At 52.7% G+C, this 17,153-nt stretch carries 16 protein-coding genes, 1 other RNA gene and 1 pseudogene; 9 read left to right on the top strand and 9 right to left on the bottom strand.

The window, feature by feature from the left end; translation table 11 throughout:
* Positions 1–216 precede the first annotated feature (216 nt).
* The 5 genes from BJJ97_RS07820 to prfC all read right to left on the bottom strand — a co-directional run bounded on the left by BJJ97_RS07820 (position 217) and on the right by prfC (position 4,511).
* Positions 217–1,014 (bottom strand): TatD family hydrolase, encoded by a 798-nt coding sequence (locus BJJ97_RS07820; RefSeq protein ID WP_095993565.1) that lies wholly within the window; start codon positions 1,012–1,014, stop codon positions 217–219.
* A 114-nt stretch (positions 1,015–1,128) separates the two neighbouring features.
* Positions 1,129–1,317 (bottom strand): CsbD family protein, encoded by a 189-nt coding sequence (locus tag BJJ97_RS07815; protein WP_010284712.1) that lies wholly within the window; start codon positions 1,315–1,317, stop codon positions 1,129–1,131.
* 154 nt (positions 1,318–1,471) lie between these two features.
* Positions 1,472–1,633, bottom strand: a complete 162-nt coding sequence (locus BJJ97_RS07810; protein WP_003019081.1) for a DUF1328 domain-containing protein — start codon at positions 1,631–1,633, stop codon at positions 1,472–1,474.
* Between the two features lie 155 nt (positions 1,634–1,788).
* The gene (osmY, locus tag BJJ97_RS07805; RefSeq protein WP_039481770.1) at positions 1,789–2,397 is read right to left on the bottom strand and encodes a molecular chaperone OsmY; all 609 of its coding nucleotides are present in this window, start codon (positions 2,395–2,397) and stop codon (positions 1,789–1,791) included.
* A gap of 524 nt (positions 2,398–2,921) precedes the next feature.
* Positions 2,922–4,511, bottom strand: coding sequence for a peptide chain release factor 3 (prfC, locus tag BJJ97_RS07800; RefSeq protein ID WP_039481772.1), 1,590 nt, complete (start codon positions 4,509–4,511; stop codon positions 2,922–2,924).
* A 291-nt stretch (positions 4,512–4,802) separates the two neighbouring features.
* Between prfC and BJJ97_RS07795 the strand changes: the two genes are divergently transcribed.
* Positions 4,803–5,723, top strand: coding sequence for a hypothetical protein (locus tag BJJ97_RS07795; protein WP_095993564.1), 921 nt, complete (start codon positions 4,803–4,805; stop codon positions 5,721–5,723).
* Between the two features lie 54 nt (positions 5,724–5,777).
* Here BJJ97_RS07795 and BJJ97_RS07790 read toward each other — a convergent pair whose 3' ends face one another.
* A complete protein-coding gene (locus tag BJJ97_RS07790) occupies positions 5,778–6,476 on the bottom strand; it encodes a YtjB family periplasmic protein (protein WP_095993563.1) in 699 nt (232 codons plus the stop codon).
* A 156-nt stretch (positions 6,477–6,632) separates the two neighbouring features.
* Here BJJ97_RS07790 and serB point away from each other — a divergent pair, with 156 nt between their 5' ends.
* The 3 genes and pseudogenes from serB (at position 6,633) to nadR (ending at position 10,382) form a co-directional block, all read left to right on the top strand.
* A complete protein-coding gene (serB, locus tag BJJ97_RS07785; RefSeq protein ID WP_095701482.1) occupies positions 6,633–7,610 on the top strand; it encodes a phosphoserine phosphatase in 978 nt (325 codons plus the stop codon).
* Between the two features lie 17 nt (positions 7,611–7,627).
* Positions 7,628–9,009 (top strand): annotated as a pseudogene (radA, locus tag BJJ97_RS07780) (DNA repair protein RadA).
* 119 nt (positions 9,010–9,128) lie between these two features.
* Complete coding sequence (gene nadR, locus BJJ97_RS07775) at positions 9,129–10,382, top strand: multifunctional transcriptional regulator/nicotinamide-nucleotide adenylyltransferase/ribosylnicotinamide kinase NadR (RefSeq protein ID WP_095993562.1); 1,254 nt, start codon at positions 9,129–9,131, stop codon at positions 10,380–10,382.
* Here nadR and BJJ97_RS07770 read toward each other — a convergent pair.
* The 3 genes from BJJ97_RS07770 to zapA form a co-directional block, all read right to left on the bottom strand.
* The gene (locus tag BJJ97_RS07770; RefSeq protein ID WP_095993561.1) at positions 10,379–11,026 is read right to left on the bottom strand and encodes a 5-formyltetrahydrofolate cyclo-ligase; all 648 of its coding nucleotides are present in this window, start codon (positions 11,024–11,026) and stop codon (positions 10,379–10,381) included. The two genes, nadR and BJJ97_RS07770, sit on opposite strands and share 4 nt — an antisense overlap.
* A 39-nt stretch (positions 11,027–11,065) precedes the next feature.
* Positions 11,066–11,249: non-coding RNA, 6S RNA (gene ssrS, locus BJJ97_RS07765), on the bottom strand.
* Between the two features lie 74 nt (positions 11,250–11,323).
* The gene (gene zapA, locus BJJ97_RS07760) at positions 11,324–11,653 is read right to left on the bottom strand and encodes a cell division protein ZapA (RefSeq protein ID WP_010284667.1); all 330 of its coding nucleotides are present in this window, start codon (positions 11,651–11,653) and stop codon (positions 11,324–11,326) included.
* A 192-nt stretch (positions 11,654–11,845) separates the two neighbouring features.
* Here zapA and BJJ97_RS07755 point away from each other — a divergent pair, with 192 nt between their 5' ends.
* The 5 genes from BJJ97_RS07755 (at position 11,846) to BJJ97_RS07735 (ending at position 17,108) form a co-directional block, all read left to right on the top strand.
* Complete coding sequence (locus BJJ97_RS07755; protein ID WP_095701479.1) at positions 11,846–12,433, top strand: YecA/YgfB family protein; 588 nt, start codon at positions 11,846–11,848, stop codon at positions 12,431–12,433.
* A 57-nt stretch (positions 12,434–12,490) separates the two neighbouring features.
* The gene (pepP, locus tag BJJ97_RS07750) at positions 12,491–13,816 is read left to right on the top strand and encodes a Xaa-Pro aminopeptidase (protein WP_095993560.1); all 1,326 of its coding nucleotides are present in this window, start codon (positions 12,491–12,493) and stop codon (positions 13,814–13,816) included.
* Positions 13,817–13,861: 45 nt separating this feature from the next.
* Positions 13,862–15,040 carry a 2-octaprenyl-6-methoxyphenyl hydroxylase gene (ubiH, locus tag BJJ97_RS07745; protein WP_095701477.1) on the top strand — a complete coding sequence of 393 codons (1,179 nt, stop codon included), beginning with the start codon at positions 13,862–13,864 and terminating at the stop codon, positions 15,038–15,040.
* A gap of 28 nt (positions 15,041–15,068) precedes the next feature.
* A complete protein-coding gene (gene ubiI / locus BJJ97_RS07740; RefSeq protein ID WP_095993559.1) occupies positions 15,069–16,280 on the top strand; it encodes an FAD-dependent 2-octaprenylphenol hydroxylase in 1,212 nt (403 codons plus the stop codon).
* 348 nt (positions 16,281–16,628) lie between these two features.
* Positions 16,629–17,108, top strand: coding sequence for an Hcp family type VI secretion system effector (locus BJJ97_RS07735; protein ID WP_095701475.1), 480 nt, complete (start codon positions 16,629–16,631; stop codon positions 17,106–17,108).
* Positions 17,109–17,153 lie beyond the last annotated feature (45 nt).

Below are 17,153 nucleotides of genomic sequence, written 5' to 3'. Positions count from 1 at the left end.
CGTAAAGGTCGCTAATTTATGTCACAAATACACACAACATCGAACAGTCCAAAACACTGAAAAGTGATATTCATCACAATTTTATGGTTGGTATATGAAATCGAAATGGCTGTTCTGTTCGTTATTGCACAGAAATAAGAGAAAAGCGGAAGCAAAGATTCTTCCACTTGGGGGACTGGCTGTGGTGTAACGGGTAGCGTCGTAACACTCTCAGCGTTATGACGGGGTAAGCCGTCCAAACAGCCTGAACGAATTCTGCAACAGCGCCTCGGCAATTTCTTCAGGCGATTCTGTACGTAACTCACACAGCGTTTGAAACGCGCACGAAATACGCTCGGGTCGGTTTGGCTGCCCCTGATAACCACTCATCGGCATATCAGGTGCATCAGTTTCCAACAGCAGCCGATCTAACGGCAGCTGTGCGATCGCCTGACGCGTTTTATTCGCTCTGTCATAGGTAATGGTTCCCCCTACGCCGATGTAATAGCCCAGCCGGATAAAGGCCTGCGCCTGCGCTAGGCTGCCTGCAAACCCGTGAACCACGCCAGTACGTGGCACGTCGATACGGCGGAGTAATTGCGCCAGCCTGTCGTGACTGCGGCGTGAGTGCAGGATCGTCGGGAGATCGTATTTTTTCGCCAGCCGAAGCTGAGCCTCAAGGAAGGTAAGCTGCCGCTCAAACTGCGGTTCCGGCATATAGAGATCCAACCCAATCTCCCCCACCGCCACCAGCTTTACAGGTAGCTGGCGCAGTTCCTCTTCCAGACGGAGCAGGTCGCTTTCCTGATGTTCAGCGATATAAAGCGGGTGAAGGCCCAATGCGGCATAAAGCGGAGAGTAGGTGCGAGAGAGCGTCAACACGCGCTCAAAATGCTGAGAAGCCACAGCCGGAATAATGATGCGCTCAACGCCAGCGTCTTGCGCCAGCCGCAAGCTTTCCGGTGCATCATCATAGAATAGGGGGAAATCAAAATGACAGTGGGTATCGATAAAGCGGTGTTGTTCAGAAAGCACGTTGCTTCTCTCCGTCAAAATTAGGCCCGTCAAGACGAGGCGACCTAATCTACGCCCAAGAACTATCCTGCCAAAGCCTCATGGCAGAATCGGACTTGTCGTTACGGTGAGGCCTCAGTGTAACGTGGTTTTTTCTGAGGATACCTCTTCGTGCGCTTTTCCGTAACCCTCTTGCAAGACGCCGGACAGGTAATCGTTACTCCCTTCCAGCCAGGCGCAGTCGCTGTCAAACCAGTCGGCCCACAGCGCCAGGAAATTCCCTTTCCACTGTTTCCATTTGCCAACAACGATATCGCTATTCATCATAACCCTCCTGATAAACTGTCGAAATGCAGCAAATACGCGGGTAGTGTCAGTAGAAGATAGTGTGCCGGTAAAATGTGACAGCCGCGTGGCGCGGCTGTGTGCTCTGTATGACATTTCTTTCTATGGAGAAAGAATGAAGGAATGTGCTGTGCTACGGCCGTTTTCGACCCGTAAACAAGCTAACCAGAAACAGAATAATACCGACCACAAAGACGATTTTCGCCGCGCCAGCTGCTGTACCGGCCAATCCGCCGAAACCCAGTGCTGCCGCGATCAGTGCGATGACTAAAAATATAATGCCCCAACGAAACATACGCTCTCCTTACCAGACAAAAATGAAAAATAATCATGGTGGTCATCCTGACGCGCTTCTTGCGTCCTGACTGCGTATCCACAAGTGGTGTTTTATTGTGCGGATTAGGTAGGGTTATCCGCGACTACGGATAACCCTGTACGGTATGGCGATGGTTATTTCACTGCCAGGTCGTTCTTAACGCTTTTCACGCCGTCAACGGCCTTCGCAATACTTTCAGCCCGGTCGGACTGCGCTTTGCTGTCCACCTCGCCGCTCAGCTGCACGACGCCAGCCTGCGTTTCGACTTTCACTTTACGAGACGGAACAATGTCATCTGCCAACAGTTTGGCTTTAATCGTGCTGGTAATCACTGCATCATCGGCATAAGCACCAACCGATTGTGATTGGGAATCTTTCACCTGCAATTTGTCGCTGACAGACTGCACATCCTCAACCTGCGTAGCGATTTGCACCGCACGGGTGCTCAATTCCTGACTACCGACAAAGCCGCTCAGCGTAACGACGCCATTTGATGTTTCAACGGAAATGTCGCTGCTGGTAATCGATTTGTCTTCCAACAACGCACTCTTCACTTTTGCTGTGATAGCGCTGTCACTGACGTAGCCAGATGCTTTATTAGCGGAGCTATCGATTTTTGCACCAGTTGTGTCCGCGATACGTTCTACTTTCTGCCCTAACGTTTCCTCAGCCATGGCACCGCCGGCCAGAATCGAACCCAGAGCAACTACGATCAGCGATTGTGTCAATTTGGTCTTTTTCATCGATGTCTTCCTTCTTATGCTCTTCTATAAACCCGAAATAACCGATTTGGGTCACGTTAACGCCTGCACCGTCATCAGCAAATCAAGGTGATAATGACGTTATCAACACTCAGATGATTTCCTCTACTTGCATAAAAAAATCAGAGTATTGAATTGCAAAGGCGAAACAAATCAAAATAATGAACCAACTTAAATTGCACTAACAGTTGAACAAGCTAAATCAGTTAACACGCTGTTAACTATAGCCCACAGAATGGAAAATCACAGGGGAACAAAGGAATATGCACAGCAATTCAGATTTGTCTGTTGCACCGAGACGAGAAATTACAGCAGGGGAAAAATCAGACTAATGCATTGTTTTTTAATACATTTTAAAATAAAAACACCCGGCATTTTTGGCCTAAAGCCAAGCATAACCGGGTGATGATTATTTTAACAACATGGTCACGATTTAAACGCTACAGTCACGATGATTTTCATGAAACCGTAGCGCAACCAATCCATGTCATTATAAAAATAAAAAATTAATGCTCGCGCGTTTGGTGGAACTTCACTTCTGGATAGCGTTCCCGCGTCAGGTTCAGGTTCACCATCGTCGGTGCGATATAGGCCAGATTATCGCCGCCATCCAGCGCCAGATGCTGTTCGTTCTTACGCTTAAACTCTTCGAATTTCTTCACATCGCTGCATTCAACCCAGCGCGCGGTAGAAACGTTCACCGACTCGTAAATCGCCTCAACGTTGTATTCCGTTTTCAGACGAGCAACCACCACATCAAACTGCAGCACACCGACCGCACCCACGATAAGGTCGTTATTGGTCAATGGACGGAAGACCTGCACTGCGCCTTCTTCAGACAGCTGTACCAGCCCTTTAAGCAGCTGTTTCTGCTTGAGCGGGTCACGCAGGCGGATACGACGGAACAGTTCCGGCGCAAAGTTGGGGATACCGGTGAATTTCATGTCTTCACCCTGCGTAAACGTATCACCAATCTGGATAGTGCCGTGGTTGTGTAACCCGATGATATCGCCGGGGTAGGCTTCTTCAATGTGGGAACGGTCGCCCGCCATAAAGGTCAGCGCGTCTGAAATCACCACGTCTTTGCCCGTACGCACCTGACGCAGCTTCATGCTTTTTTCATATCTCCCGGACACGACGCGCATAAACGCCACGCGGTCACGGTGTTTCGGATCCATATTGGCCTGAATCTTGAACACAAAGCCGGTGAATTTCTCTTCCGCCGCCGTCACTTCACGGGTATCCGTTTTACGCGGCATCGGCGCAGGAGCCCAGGCGATGAGCCCATCCAACATATGGTCAACGCCGAAGTTCCCCAGCGCCGTACCAAAGAAGACCGGCGTCAGTTCACCTGCCAGAAACGCGTCCAGCTCAAATTCGTGCGATGCCCCTTGCACCAGCTCCAGCTCTTCACGCAGCTGCGCAGCCAGCTCTTCGCCAACGGCGGTATCCAGTTCCGGGTTATCCAGCCCTTTAACGATGCGCACTTCCTGAATCGTATGGCCTTTACCGGTCTGATACAGGTAGGTTTCGTCTTTATAAAGGTGGTACACGCCTTTGAACAATTTGCCGCAGCCAATCGGCCAGGTAATCGGCGCGCAGGCAATCTTAAGCTCGCTCTCGACTTCATCCAGCACTTCCATCGGATCGCGGATGTCACGGTCAAGTTTGTTCATGAACGTCAGAATCGGGGTGTCACGCAGACGAGTGACTTCCATCAGCTTACGCGTACGATCTTCGACCCCTTTTGCGGCGTCGATCACCATCAGGCAGCAGTCCACCGCCGTCAGCGTACGATAGGTATCTTCGGAGAAGTCTTCGTGCCCTGGGGTATCCAGCAGGTTAACCAGACATTCGCGGTAGGGAAACTGCATCACGGACGTGGTGATGGAGATACCACGCTGCTTTTCCATCTCCATCCAGTCGGATTTCGCATGCTGGTTCGAACCACGCCCTTTTACCGTACCGGCAGTCTGGATCGCCTGTCCGAACAGCAGGACCTTTTCGGTAATTGTGGTTTTACCGGCATCGGGGTGAGAAATGATAGCGAACGTTCTTCTTTTGGAGACTTCGCGGGCGTATTCACTTGGAGACATGATTTTCAGGTTTCTTTTGTTAGCCACCCGGCGTCAGCATCAAGTCAACAACACACCGATGTCAGATCGTCAGGCAAAGCGGAAATAAACTGTAGCCGAGTATTTTCCCTGATTTAACGTGCAGACACAATCGGTGATGGCATAAACAGCGCGGAGACATCATGCCCGCCGTCACTGTTCTGATACCGCCGTCAACAATTACGCCATAAATCATTTATAAAGTTATCATTTATCTTTGCCGATAACATTTTGGCCAATATTTAACCACGTGATCGCACTTAAGGAGAGAGTATGAGCTTGTCTGTAAATAATACGGGTTATGGCAATTCTCAGGCCCAAAGCAACGCGACATCATCGAACACCGCACGATCCACGACAACAGAGCCCACCACGGCCAGCAGCGACATCACACGCATCATCGATCCGATTACCGGGAAAACGGCGCTCACCTTTCCCAGCAATATAAAAATCTCTGCGGAAGCGATGGCGCGATTGAAAGAAAATGTCGACAAGCCCTTGCATCCAGGTGTGACCAAGATAGATGAAAATGCGCAGCGGACGGAGGCCCAAGCCCAAGATCTCGCGCGACAAAGAAACGCCACGGGACCCACCTTGGGCATCAATCTATCTGTTAATGATGTCGAGACCAATAAAATGGCGCTCGAAGACTGGTCAAATCACCTCAAAGCAGACAGCGATATCAGCAAGGAAGAGTTTGTCGGCTTGGTTAATCAGGCACTGTCGAGACCGTCCAGCGTGACATTATGGAACTACACCACCGATAGCATGGAAATCACCATAAAAGCGGCAAAGCTGGAAGAACTCAAAAACCGCTATGTGGATAGCAGCGCGCACCAGCAAGCCGATAAGGATATTCAGGACTTCATCCAGTACCAGTCTGATGCGCTGAGTAATGTGGAAAAACATATTCTGCAAGATGAGTATCAGCGCAGCGTCGACGCGGGAGACACCGATAAGGCGAACGCGACTTTCCAGGAACTACAGAAAAACGCGGAAGGCACATCAGCCACGCAGGCTCAACGCCAGCAAATCTTTTCTCTGGCTGCATCAAGCGACAACGACGCCATGTTCAGCAGTTTTCGTAACTATATTTCCGCTACGGCATCCGATCGCTACACCAAAAGCGAATACACCTCGATACTCAATCAATTCCATAGCCACTGGCTGGAGTTTCAACTCGCGTTGAAATAACTCGCTGCACCCTCCGTACAAACAGACCGTTTGTACGGGGTGGCCGTCCGCGTGTCAGAGGCTTTTCTCTTCTCCGTCTTTTTTCACTACCGTGTCGCCGTCCAGCCGCGTGTCGCTTTCAGCCTCATCCCCTTCTTCTTTCACTGGCGTACTCGCAGTGAGAAGATAAGGCGACTGCTGCCAGCGGGTACGGCGATTCTGCAAGAGCGTGCGGGTCAGGATGATGCCGATAGCCAGCGAAAGCAAAATCATCAGACGTAGAATATTGGTAGTGTTATCGACCTGCCTAGCTTCGGTCGCCAGCACATGGGTATCTAAGGTAATCCGCAGGAAGCCAATCGGCCCTTCTTTTCCCTCAATCGGCTGAACCAGTTGATGGTTAAAGTAGCTACCGACCCGATTGCCATCCAGCGCCAGCCTGTCTCTCAGTTGCACTTGCTCACCGATATGCGCCACCAGCGAGCCGTCCTGCTGATATACGCCGGCATCCAGAATGCGGCTGTGATCGGTAAGCTGTTTGAGGATGGTATTAATTTTTTGACTATTATCATCCACGCTGCCCATCAACGGAGAAAGGCTGTAAGCCACCTGTCTGGAGAGCGTACGTGCCAGATCTTCAACCTGTTCAGATCGTGCCATCTGGTGGCTCAAACTGAAATAGGACGCACCTTGCATTAATACCACTAGCAGAGCGAGGCAAATCAGCACAATTGCCGTGCGGTGTAGACGAAATTTCACCCGGGCGCGAACCATGATAATCCTTACACGATTTGGATACTTTCATGTTGCCAGAAGCGCCGACGATAGGATAGCTTGTTGCCCAGTTTTTGGAGGGATATGTTTGGTCGACGCCGCATCCCTCTTTATCGCACGACTTTATCGCACTACTGCCAGCAGAGGATTTACCCCATGTCGAATAGTCTGACCTATCGTGATCTCCCTGATGAGATCAACTGTTGGCCGGGACTGCCACTATCACTGAGCGGTGACGAAGTGATGCCGCTTGACTACCGCGCTGGCGACACTGGCTGGCTGATTTACAGCGACGTCCTCGATAAGAACCTGATTTCCCGCTACCAGCGTAAGCTGGGGAGCGCGATGGTGATCGTGAGCGCCTGGAACGTGGGCGATTATCAGGTCGTACGTTTAGCGGGCACGTTGACGCCACGCGCAACCAAGCTGGCCCACGAACTGGGCATCGATGTCGCGGCTATGCGTAACGCGCCAACGCTGCGTTCGCCGGGTTTACTGGTGATGGATATGGATTCCACCGCGATTCAGATCGAATGTATTGATGAAATCGCCAAACTGGCGGGTACAGGCGAACTGGTCGCTGAAGTTACCGAACGCGCGATGCGCGGCGAGCTGGATTTCGCTGACAGCCTGCGCCAGCGCGTAGGGACATTAAAAGGTGCCGACGCCAATATTTTACAGACGGTGCGTAAAACGCTGCCGCTGATGCCGGGCCTGCGTAATATGGTTAGCCAGCTTCAGGAAGCAGGCTGGCACGTCGCGATTGCATCGGGCGGGTTTACCTACTTTGCCGATTATTTGCGTGATGAGTTAGGTCTGGTCGCCGCCGTTGCCAACGAATTAGGCATGCAAGACGGCAAGCTGACCGGCGACGTCATCGGCACGATTGTCGATGCAAAATATAAAGCGACCACGCTGCAACAGCTGGCGGAAAAGCTGGAAATTCCAATGCATCAGACCGTTGCGATTGGCGACGGCGCGAACGATCTGCCGATGATCAAGGTAGCCAGCTTAGGTATTGCCTATCACGCCAAGCCAAAGGTCAATGAGCAGTCTGCGGTGACCATCCGTCATGCCGATCTGACTGGCGTGCTGTGCATCCTTAGCGGCAGTATGAGACACGAAAAGCGTTAATCAGTTGGAGGTGATACGTGGCAAAAGCTGTCAAACGGGCGTTTGTATGTAATGAATGCGGGGCTGACTACCCGCGCTGGCAAGGGCAGTGCAGTGCCTGCCATGCCTGGAACACCATTACCGAAGTCCGCCTGGCCTCGGCGTCAGTATCACGTTCCGACCGTCTCACCGGCTATGCGGGCGAAAGCGCTGGCGTCAGCCGGGTACAGAAGCTCTCGGAAATCAGTCTTGAAGCCCTGCCGCGCTTTTCTACCGGCTTTCAGGAGTTTGACCGCGTTCTGGGCGGCGGCGTCGTTCCCGGCAGCGCCATTCTGATCGGCGGTAGCCCCGGCGCGGGTAAAAGTACCCTGCTGTTGCAAACGCTCTGCAAGCTGTCAGAGAACATGAAAACCCTGTACGTCACCGGTGAAGAATCACTACAGCAGGTGGCAATGCGGGCGCATCGTCTCAACCTGCCGACCCAGAATCTCAACATGCTGTCGGAAACCAGCATCGAACAGATTTGCCTGATCGCCGAACAGGAACAGCCGAAGCTGATGGTGATCGACTCCATTCAGGTCATGCATCTCGCCGATATTCAATCATCTCCCGGCAGCGTGGCGCAGGTGCGTGAAACCGCCGCCTACCTGACCCGCTTCGCCAAAACGCGCGGCGTTGCTATCGTGATGGTCGGCCACGTCACCAAAGACGGTTCCCTCGCTGGGCCAAAAGTATTGGAACACTGCATCGACTGCTCCGTGCTGCTGGATGGCGATGCCGATTCTCGCTTCCGTACCCTGCGCAGCCATAAAAACCGTTTCGGTGCCGTTAACGAACTGGGCGTGTTCGCAATGACGGAACAGGGTCTACGCGAGATCAGCAATCCGTCAGCAATTTTCCTCAGCCGCGGGACGAAATCACGTCCGGCAGTTCGGTCATGGTGGTGTGGGAAGGTACGCGTCCGCTGCTGGTCGAGATTCAAGCGCTAGTGGATCAGTCGATGATGGCCAACCCGCGTCGCGTCGCCGTCGGGCTGGAGCAAAACCGCTTGGCGATCCTGCTGGCAGTGCTGCATCGCCACGGCGGCTTGCAGATGTCGGATCAGGATGTATTCGTGAATGTCGTCGGCGGCGTTAAAGTCACCGAAACCAGTGCCGACCTGGCGCTGCTGCTATCGCTGGTTTCCAGCTTCCGCGACCGCCCGTTGCCGCAGGATCTTGTCATTTTCGGTGAAGTCGGTCTGGCGGGCGAAATCCGCCCGGTTCCAAGCGGACAAGAGCGGATTACCGAAGCCGCCAAGCACGGCTTCAAACGCGCCATCGTTCCCCATGCCAATATGCCGAAGAAAGCCCCTGCCAGCATGCAGGTGTTCGGCGTGAAAAAGCTAGCCGACGCGCTGGCGATCCTCGACGATCTCTAAACAGACCACAGAAAGCCATCCGCCCCTTCCATCCTGAGCTAAACAGGGGATGAAAGCGTAGCGGATGTTGTCCTGTTCTGTGGTACTTTGTTTAGTAAGCTAAACAAGAGTGCTGCACCATGTCATCATTTGATTACCTGAAATCCGCCATCCGGCAGAAGGGTTGCACCCTACAGCAGGTTGCCGACGCGACCGATATGACCAAGGGCTATCTCAGTCAATTACTTAATGCCAAAATCAAAAGCCCTAGCGCACAGAAGCTGGAAGCGCTGCATCGCTTTCTTGAACTGGAATTCCCACGCTACGAAAAGAACATTGGCGTCGTCTTCGGCAAGTTCTATCCGCTACACACTGGCCACATTTATCTGATTCAGCGTGCCTGCAGCCAGATCGATGAACTGCATATCATTTTAGGTTACGACGAACCGCGCGACCGTCTGCTGTTTGAGAACAGCTCGATGTCACAGCAGCCTACCGTCAGCGACCGACTGCGCTGGCTGCTACAGACCTTTAAGTATCAGAAAAATATTCATATTCACGCCTTCAATGAGCAAGGAATGGAGCCTTACCCGCACGGCTGGGATGTGTGGAGCAAAGGGATTCAGGCGTTTATGCAGGAAAAAAGCATCACGCCGAATTTCGTCTACACCAGCGAAGAGCAGGATGCCGCACAATACCGCGAGCACCTGGGCATTGAGGCTGTCCTGATCGACCCGCAGCGCTCCTTTATGAACATCAGCGGTTCGCAGATTCGCCACGATCCCTTCCGTTACTGGGACTATATCCCGACCGAAGTGAAGCCATTCTTTGTGCGTACCGTTGCCATTCTTGGCGGAGAATCCAGCGGTAAATCCACGCTGGTGAATAAGCTGGCGAATATCTTCAACACCACCAGCGCCTGGGAATATGGTCGCGATTACGTGTTCTCCCATCTGGGTGGCGACGAGATGGCGTTGCAGTATTCCGACTACGACAAAATTGCGCTGGGTCAGGCGCAGTACATTGATTTTGCAGTGAAATATGCCAATAAAGTGGCTTTCATCGACACCGACTTCGTCACCACACAGGCGTTCTGCAAGAAATACGAGGGTCGTGAGCACCCGTTCGTTCAGGCGCTGATCGATGAATACCGCTTCGATCTGGTGATTTTGCTGGAAAACAACACGCCGTGGGTCGCCGATGGGTTGCGTAGCTTAGGCAGCACCACCGCTCGTTCGGAGTTCCAGGATCTGCTGAAAACGATGCTGGCTAACAATAATATCCCGTACGTTTACATCAAAGAGTCGGACTACGATTCGCGCTTCCTGCACTGCGTGGAATTGGTACAGCAGATGTTGGGCCACGATCGTTCGCCTGAGCAGATTAAAAGCTAGCGCGAGTTCCACTGCCAATGGCGGGAGGGGGTAATAATTTCCGGCAGCGGAATGTCCCAGCTTTCCACTGGCAGTGCGTCAACCTGCTGACAATCGTGAGCCAGACCGATCGGGTAAGGCCCACGTGACATCTGGTTGCGATACTGCAACGTACGGTCGTAAAACCCGCCTCCCATACCAAGCCGCTGTCCCAGATGATCAAACGCCACCAGCGGCGTCAGCAGGACGTCCAACTGCGGTAACGGCAGCACCTGACGCACATCCAGACGCGGCTCCATAATCTTCAGACGATTGCGTACCAGCTCAGTGTCCGGCGCATAGCGCAGGAACAACAGATGCCCGGCGCGAAACGGATGCAGAACCGGCAAGTAAACACGTTTCTCCTGCTGCCACAGCTGTTGAATCAGCGGGGTCGTATCCAGCTCGCCATCAAATGACAGAAATACCGCCACACTCTCTGCCTGTATGATTTTCGGGTGCGCCATGACGCGCTCACACGCCTGTTGCGCAAAACGCGACTGCTGATCTGGCGTCAGTAAACGCCGACTTTGCCGCACAGCCTGACGAATCTGCTGACGCGATGCTGCCGTAGAGGAGAGTGACGTATCGGGAAGTGCCAAGGAAGATGGATCAGAAGATGACATGGGCTGCATTCGCCACGGGTCAAGAATAATAAAAGAAAGGGAATCTCCGAGATGCCGCCGCAGGCTGTAACCCTTGAACCCTTGGTTCAAGGTGAACATAACGTCGCAGTCTTAAGGCTTCTCGGACGAACCGAGCGTGCTCACCAACCGCAGAGCATTACATTCTGTTGGTATGAAATATCGGCTCAGGGGACTGGCCCGCTGACAAACATCTCAGAGAAATTTTATTCGTTACTTGCGATAAACCTTAGCACGTCTTATCGCGTAAAAACACCGTACTTTTGTCAAAATACGACGTTATTCAAATTGTGCACCCTGACGTTCGGTGATCTTGCCCTGCTCCAGCAACGCCTGTTCGATGGTCTGCTGCAACATACGAATACGCTGTTCCATATTCGACGCATAATCACGAGTCTTACCCCGTTCCTGCGCCAGCTCATGGCACACGTTCAGTGCGGCAATAAACACCAGTTGCTCAGTGTTTGTGACTCTAGTGCGAACTTTAAGATCTTGCAACCGCTGGTTAAGATCTTCCGCTGCCTGATTCAACGCATCTTGTTGTTCTGGCGGGCAATTCACTCTTAACGAACGGCCAAAAATTTGAATATCTACTGGTTGTGCAGACATACCACCTTCCTGCCTTTTGTCGTTCTTGCGCCCGCGTGCCGCATAGCATGAGCATTACCCGTTACATCGGGCTCGTTAAAGCGGGCGCAACTATATATAGCCGAGATCTAAGATACAAGCGCTTTCTGGTATCGAAAGGGAGCTTGGTGGTAGCATAGCACGAACCAATCCAGCCAACGATGACGAATCCGCATGTCTATAGAGAATACGTTTCCCGCCTATGAAGGCCTTGACCAACTGCTTCACCAACAGCAAGTCGCGCTGACCGCAGCAGAAATGCACGGTTTGATCAGCGGGATGCTGTGTGGTGGAAACCATGATGACAGTTGGAGAACGCTGGTTTTTGAACTGACTAACGAAGGCATGGCGTTTACCCAGACGCTGTCGCAGCCGCTTCAGGACCTGTATCAGGCCACGCGTGAAGCGCTAGAAGATGATGGTTTTCTGTTCCAGCTTTTCCTGCCGGACGACTCGCTGGATGACGTAAGCGTATTCGATCGCGCCGACGCGTTGGCAGGCTGGGTCAATCACTTCCTGCTCGGGCTGGGCGTGGCTCAACCGCAATTGAACAAAGCCAAAGGCGAGCTGAAAGAAGCCATCGAAGATTTACGCAACATCGCACAGCTTGGCTACGACGAAGATGAAGATCAGGAAGAGCTGGAGCAATCACTGGAAGAAGTGATTGAGTATGTTCGCGTTTCTGCCATTTTGTGTCATACCGAATTTACCAACCAGCGCGTTGTGACTGCGCCCGAGCAGCAAAAGCCGACGCTGCATTGATTTTTATGCAAGGCGGAAGGGAAAGGTAACCGCACGGACTATTTTCAGGAGCAGGTGATGAATCCACAAGAATTTCTTCGTCGTCGTCAGGGTCTGTTAGAAAAAATGGCACCGGGCAGCGCGGCGATTATTTTTTCTGCGCCGGAAGCGCAGCGCAATGCCGACAGTGACTATCCTTATCGTCAAAATAGCGATTTCTGGTATTTCACCGGCTTCAACGAACCGGAAGCCGTGCTGCTGCTGGTAAAAAGCGATGTAAAACATCATCACAGCGTAATCTTCAACCGCGTACGCGATCTGACAGCCGAAATCTGGTTTGGTCGTCGTCTCGGTCAGGAAGCGGCACCAGCCAAACTCGGCGTTGACCGCGCACTGCCGTTTGGCGAAATCGGCGCACAGCTGCATCTCTTATTGAATGGGCTGGACGTGGTATACCACGCGCAAGGGCAGTACGATTATGCCGACAAGCTGGTCTTCGCCGCGCTGGACACCTTGCGCAACGGTACGCGTCAGGGCTTTGCTGCCCCTGCTACGCTGACCGACTGGCGCCCTTGGGTGCATGAAATGCGCCTGTTCAAATCGCCTGCTGAAATCAGCATGATGCGCCGTGCCTGTGAAATTACCGCACTGGCCCACACCCGCGCGATGCAGAAATGCCGCCCCGGCATGTATGAATATCAGTTGGAAGGCGAAATTCACCACGAATTTACCCGTCACGGCGCGCGCTATCCTTCTTATAACACCATCGTCGGCAGCGGTGAGAACGCCTGTATCCTGCATTACACCGAAAATGAAACGCAAATGCGCGACGGCGATCTGGTGCTGATTGACGCAGGTTGTGAATACAAAAGCTATGCTGGCGACATTACCCGCACTTTCCCCGTCAACGGTAAATTTACCGCACCGCAGCGTGCCATTTACGACATCGTGCTGCGTTCACAACTGCGCGCGCTGGAACTGTTTGGTCCGGGTCGCAGCATCCGTGAAGTGAACGAAGAAGTAGTGCGCATCATGGTCAGCGGGCTTATCAAGCTCGGCGTGCTGAAAGGTGAAGTGGAAGAGTTAATTGCCGAGCAGGCACATCGCCAGTTCTTCATGCACGGACTTAGCCACTGGCTGGGTCTGGACGTGCATGATGTAGGCAATTACGGCACCACCGACCGGGGCCGCCCACTTGAGCCGGGTATGGTACTGACCATCGAGCCGGGTCTTTACATTGCGCCCGATGCCAAAGTGCCGCAGCAGTACCGGGGAATCGGCGTCCGTATCGAAGATAACATCGTGATCACCGAAAACGGCAACGAAAACCTGACGGCTGGCGTGATCAAAGACGCAGATGCCATCGAAGCGCTCATGGCGCAACAGCATGACAAGCAACACTAAGCAGCCCTTTCACAGGGCAATGGCATAATTGCAAAGGACAACAGCATGGCGGTCATGATTGTCGGTGGCGGGATGGCGGGCGCAACGCTGGCGCTGGCAATATCGCGGCTTTCGCAGGGCGCAATCCCGGTTGACCTGATCGAGGCACACTCGCCACTCGACAAGGAACACCCAGGTTTTGACGCACGCGCCCTCGCGCTGTCTGATGGCACACGTCAGCAGCTAGCAGCGTTGGGCATCTGGCAAGCGCTGTCGGGTAATGCAACGGCGATAACCGACATTCACGTCAGCGAACGCGGGCACGCCAGCGTGGTGAATCTGAAGGCCTCGGACTATCACGTTCAGGCATTAGGCCATGTGGTTGAACTGCACGACGTCGGACAACGCCTGTTTTCCCTGCTGCAACAGGCTCCGGGCGTGCGCCTGCACTGCCCGGCCAAAGTGGTTGCCGTCACGCGGACGCAGGATAATGCGACGCTAACGCTGGACGATGGCACCGAGCTAACGGGTCAACTGCTGGTCGCTGCCGATGGCTCGCGCTCCATGCTGTCGCAGTCCTGCGGGATTCAATGGCAGCAGCATGATTATGACCAGATCGCGACCATCGCCAATGTAACAACCGCAGAACCCCATCGCGGCCGCGCGTTCGAGCGATTTACCCCGCACGGCCCGCTGGCGCTCTTGCCGATGAGCAACGGTCGCTGTTCGCTCGTCTGGTGCCATGATAAGCACCGTCAACATGCGGTCGATGGATGGAGCGAAGCCGAATTTCGCCAGCAATTACAGCAGGCTTTTGGCTGGCGTCTGGGCCAATTCACCCACATCGGCGAACGCCACAGCTATCCACTGCGCTTACTCACGGCTAGCCAGCATATTAGCCATCGGCTGGCGCTGGTGGGTAATGCGGCGCAAACGTTGCACCCGATTGCCGGACAGGGCTTTAATCTGGGGATTCGCGATGTGATGTCGCTAGCGGAAACCCTCGTCGACGCAGCAAAAAATCAACAGGATATCGGCCAGTACACGGTACTCAACCGCTATCAACAACGGCGCACGCCCGATCAACACACCACGGTGGCGATCACCGATGGACTGGTCAGGCTGTTCGCTAACCGCTATGCCGCACTGGCCGTCAGCCGTAATCTGGGCCTGATCGCCATGAATAACCTGCCGCTGATGCGCGACGCCTTTGCTCGTCGCACGCTGGGCTGGGTAGAACGTTAATTAAGCTCGCCAACAGGAAAAGACGGAAATGCAATCATTCGACGTGGTTATTGCCGGTGGCGGTATGGTCGGTCTGGCGCTAGCCTGCGGCTTACAGGGCAGCGGCCTGCGTATCGCCGTGCTGGAGAAACAGGCAGCCGAACCTCAGCCGCTCGGGAAAGACCATGCCCTGCGCGTCTCCGCCATCAATGCCGCCAGCGAATGCCTCCTGCGCCATATCGGCGTCTGGGAAAGTCTCGTGGCGCAACGCGTCAGCCCTTACAACGATATGCAGGTTTGGGACAAAGACAGCTTCGGCAAAATCAGTTTTAGCGGCGAAGAATTCGGCTTTTCCCACCTTGGACATATCATTGAAAATCCGGTGATTCAGCAGGTGCTGTGGCAACGCGCCTCTCAGTTAAGCGACATCACCCTGCTCTCCCCCGCATCATTAAAACAGGTCGCCTGGGGCGAGAACGAAGCCTTCATTACGTTGCAGGACGACAGCATGCTGACTGCCAGGCTGGTAGTCGGTGCAGACGGCGCCCATTCGTGGCTGCGTCAGCATGCGGATATTCCACTGACCTTTTGGGACTACGGCCACCACGCGCTGGTCGCCAATATTCGTACAGAACACCCTCATCAGTCCGTTGCGCGTCAGACGTTTCACGGCGACGGTATTCTGGCGTTCTTGCCGCTGGACGAGCCTCACCTTTGTTCAATTGTCTGGTCGCTTTCGCCGGAACAGGCTCAGGCGATGCAAAGCCTGTCAGCAGAAGAGTTCAATCGTCAGGTCGCTATGGCCTTTGATATGCGCCTGGGGCTGTGTGAACTGGAAAGCGAACGTCAGACTTTCCCACTGACCGGACGCTACGCTCGCAGCTTTGCGGCACACCGGCTGGTGCTGGTCGGCGACGCGGCGCACACCATTCATCCGCTGGCGGGGCAAGGCGTCAACCTGGGCTTCATGGATGTCGCCGAACTGATTGCGGAAGTGAAGCGCTTACAGGCGCAGGGCAAAGACATCGGCCAACACCTTTATCTGCGACGCTATGAACGCCGCCGCAAACACAGCGCCGCGGTGATGCTCGCCAGTATGCAGGGATTCCGAGAACTGTTTGACGGCGATAACCCGGCGAAAAAGCTGCTGCGCGATGTCGGTCTGGTGCTGGCGGATAAACTGCCCGGCATTAAACCCACGCTGGTACGTCAGGCAATGGGATTACACGATCTGCCAGACTGGCTTAGCGTCGGGAAATAATAAAACCAGAATAGATCATAAAGCTCGCCGCTTAAGCGGCGAGTTATCAATAACGCTTCCTTCTTAATTAAAACACTAATTTCCTCAGCCATCCCCCTTGTTATTTAAGCGACTAATCTGTTTTTATTTATATAACAAATTCACCATAAAAACATAATTAGCAGAGTAATAAAAAACCTACCATTCACAGTTAATTACCATTAAAAACAATCAATTATAGAATTTTGGAAAGGACATCTTTCTGATAGGAATCATATTTCTTATTAAATAGTCGAGTTCTTCTTTTGTTCAATCAAGATTTACGTTATAACTTTCCCAACAAGGATTGTTTAACAGGGAGTTACACGAATGGCTAATTCTATTTTCATGAAGATCACCGGAAAAATTCAGGGACTGATCTCTGAAGGGTGTTTAAGTATCGATTCTGTAGGAAATAAACATATTTCTGGTCACGAGGATGAAATTTTTGTTTATGCAACGAATTACGAATTATCAAGAGATCGACACGTCAATCATCATCCCTTTTCCGTAACCAAAGTCGTTGATAAATCCACACCACTCTTGCTAACCAGCATCGCCAACAATGAGCTAATGGAAGTTGAATTGAGGTATTACCGTACCTCCGCCAGCGGGACGCAAGAGAACTACATGACAATCACATTAAGGGATGCCTCTATTGTCAATCTCTCTAATCAGAATCCCAATTCATTGACACATAGCGATATGCAGCCATTTGAAATCCTAAGCCTGCGCTATGAAAGCATTACCTGCCAACACAATATTGCAGGTACATCGGGATACAGCATATTAACTGAAAATATGTACTGAATTGTCACAAAAAACTACCTAGTTAACTTTACAGTAAATTATAGG

Source organism: Pectobacterium polaris (genome assembly GCF_002307355.1).
Classification (GTDB): domain Bacteria; phylum Pseudomonadota; class Gammaproteobacteria; order Enterobacterales; family Enterobacteriaceae; genus Pectobacterium; species Pectobacterium polare.
This window is presented reverse-complemented; position numbering and strand designations above follow the sequence as displayed.

Bases quoted from the DNA above. Each gene is read 5' to 3' on its own strand.
- BJJ97_RS07815 (WP_010284712.1), bottom strand. From the start codon at position 1,317: ATGAATAGCGATATCGTTGTTGGCAAATGGAAACAGTGGAAAGGGAAT.
- BJJ97_RS07810 (WP_003019081.1), bottom strand. From the start codon at position 1,633: ATGTTTCGTTGGGGCATTATATTTTTAGTCATCGCACTGATCGCGGCA.
- osmY (WP_039481770.1), bottom strand. From the start codon at position 2,397: ATGAAAAAGACCAAATTGACACAATCGCTGATCGTAGTTGCTCTGGGT.
- prfC (WP_039481772.1), bottom strand. From the start codon at position 4,511: ATGTCTCCAAGTGAATACGCCCGCGAAGTCTCCAAAAGAAGAACGTTC.
- BJJ97_RS07795 (WP_095993564.1), top strand. From the start codon at position 4,803: ATGAGCTTGTCTGTAAATAATACGGGTTATGGCAATTCTCAGGCCCAA.
- BJJ97_RS07790 (WP_095993563.1), bottom strand. From the start codon at position 6,476: ATGGTTCGCGCCCGGGTGAAATTTCGTCTACACCGCACGGCAATTGTG.
- serB (WP_095701482.1), top strand. From the start codon at position 6,633: ATGTCGAATAGTCTGACCTATCGTGATCTCCCTGATGAGATCAACTGT.
- nadR (WP_095993562.1), top strand. From the start codon at position 9,129: ATGTCATCATTTGATTACCTGAAATCCGCCATCCGGCAGAAGGGTTGC.
- BJJ97_RS07770 (WP_095993561.1), bottom strand. From the start codon at position 11,026: ATGTCATCTTCTGATCCATCTTCCTTGGCACTTCCCGATACGTCACTC.
- zapA (WP_010284667.1), bottom strand. From the start codon at position 11,653: ATGTCTGCACAACCAGTAGATATTCAAATTTTTGGCCGTTCGTTAAGA.
- BJJ97_RS07755 (WP_095701479.1), top strand. From the start codon at position 11,846: ATGTCTATAGAGAATACGTTTCCCGCCTATGAAGGCCTTGACCAACTG.
- pepP (WP_095993560.1), top strand. From the start codon at position 12,491: ATGAATCCACAAGAATTTCTTCGTCGTCGTCAGGGTCTGTTAGAAAAA.
- ubiH (WP_095701477.1), top strand. From the start codon at position 13,862: ATGGCGGTCATGATTGTCGGTGGCGGGATGGCGGGCGCAACGCTGGCG.
- ubiI (WP_095993559.1), top strand. From the start codon at position 15,069: ATGCAATCATTCGACGTGGTTATTGCCGGTGGCGGTATGGTCGGTCTG.
- BJJ97_RS07735 (WP_095701475.1), top strand. From the start codon at position 16,629: ATGGCTAATTCTATTTTCATGAAGATCACCGGAAAAATTCAGGGACTG.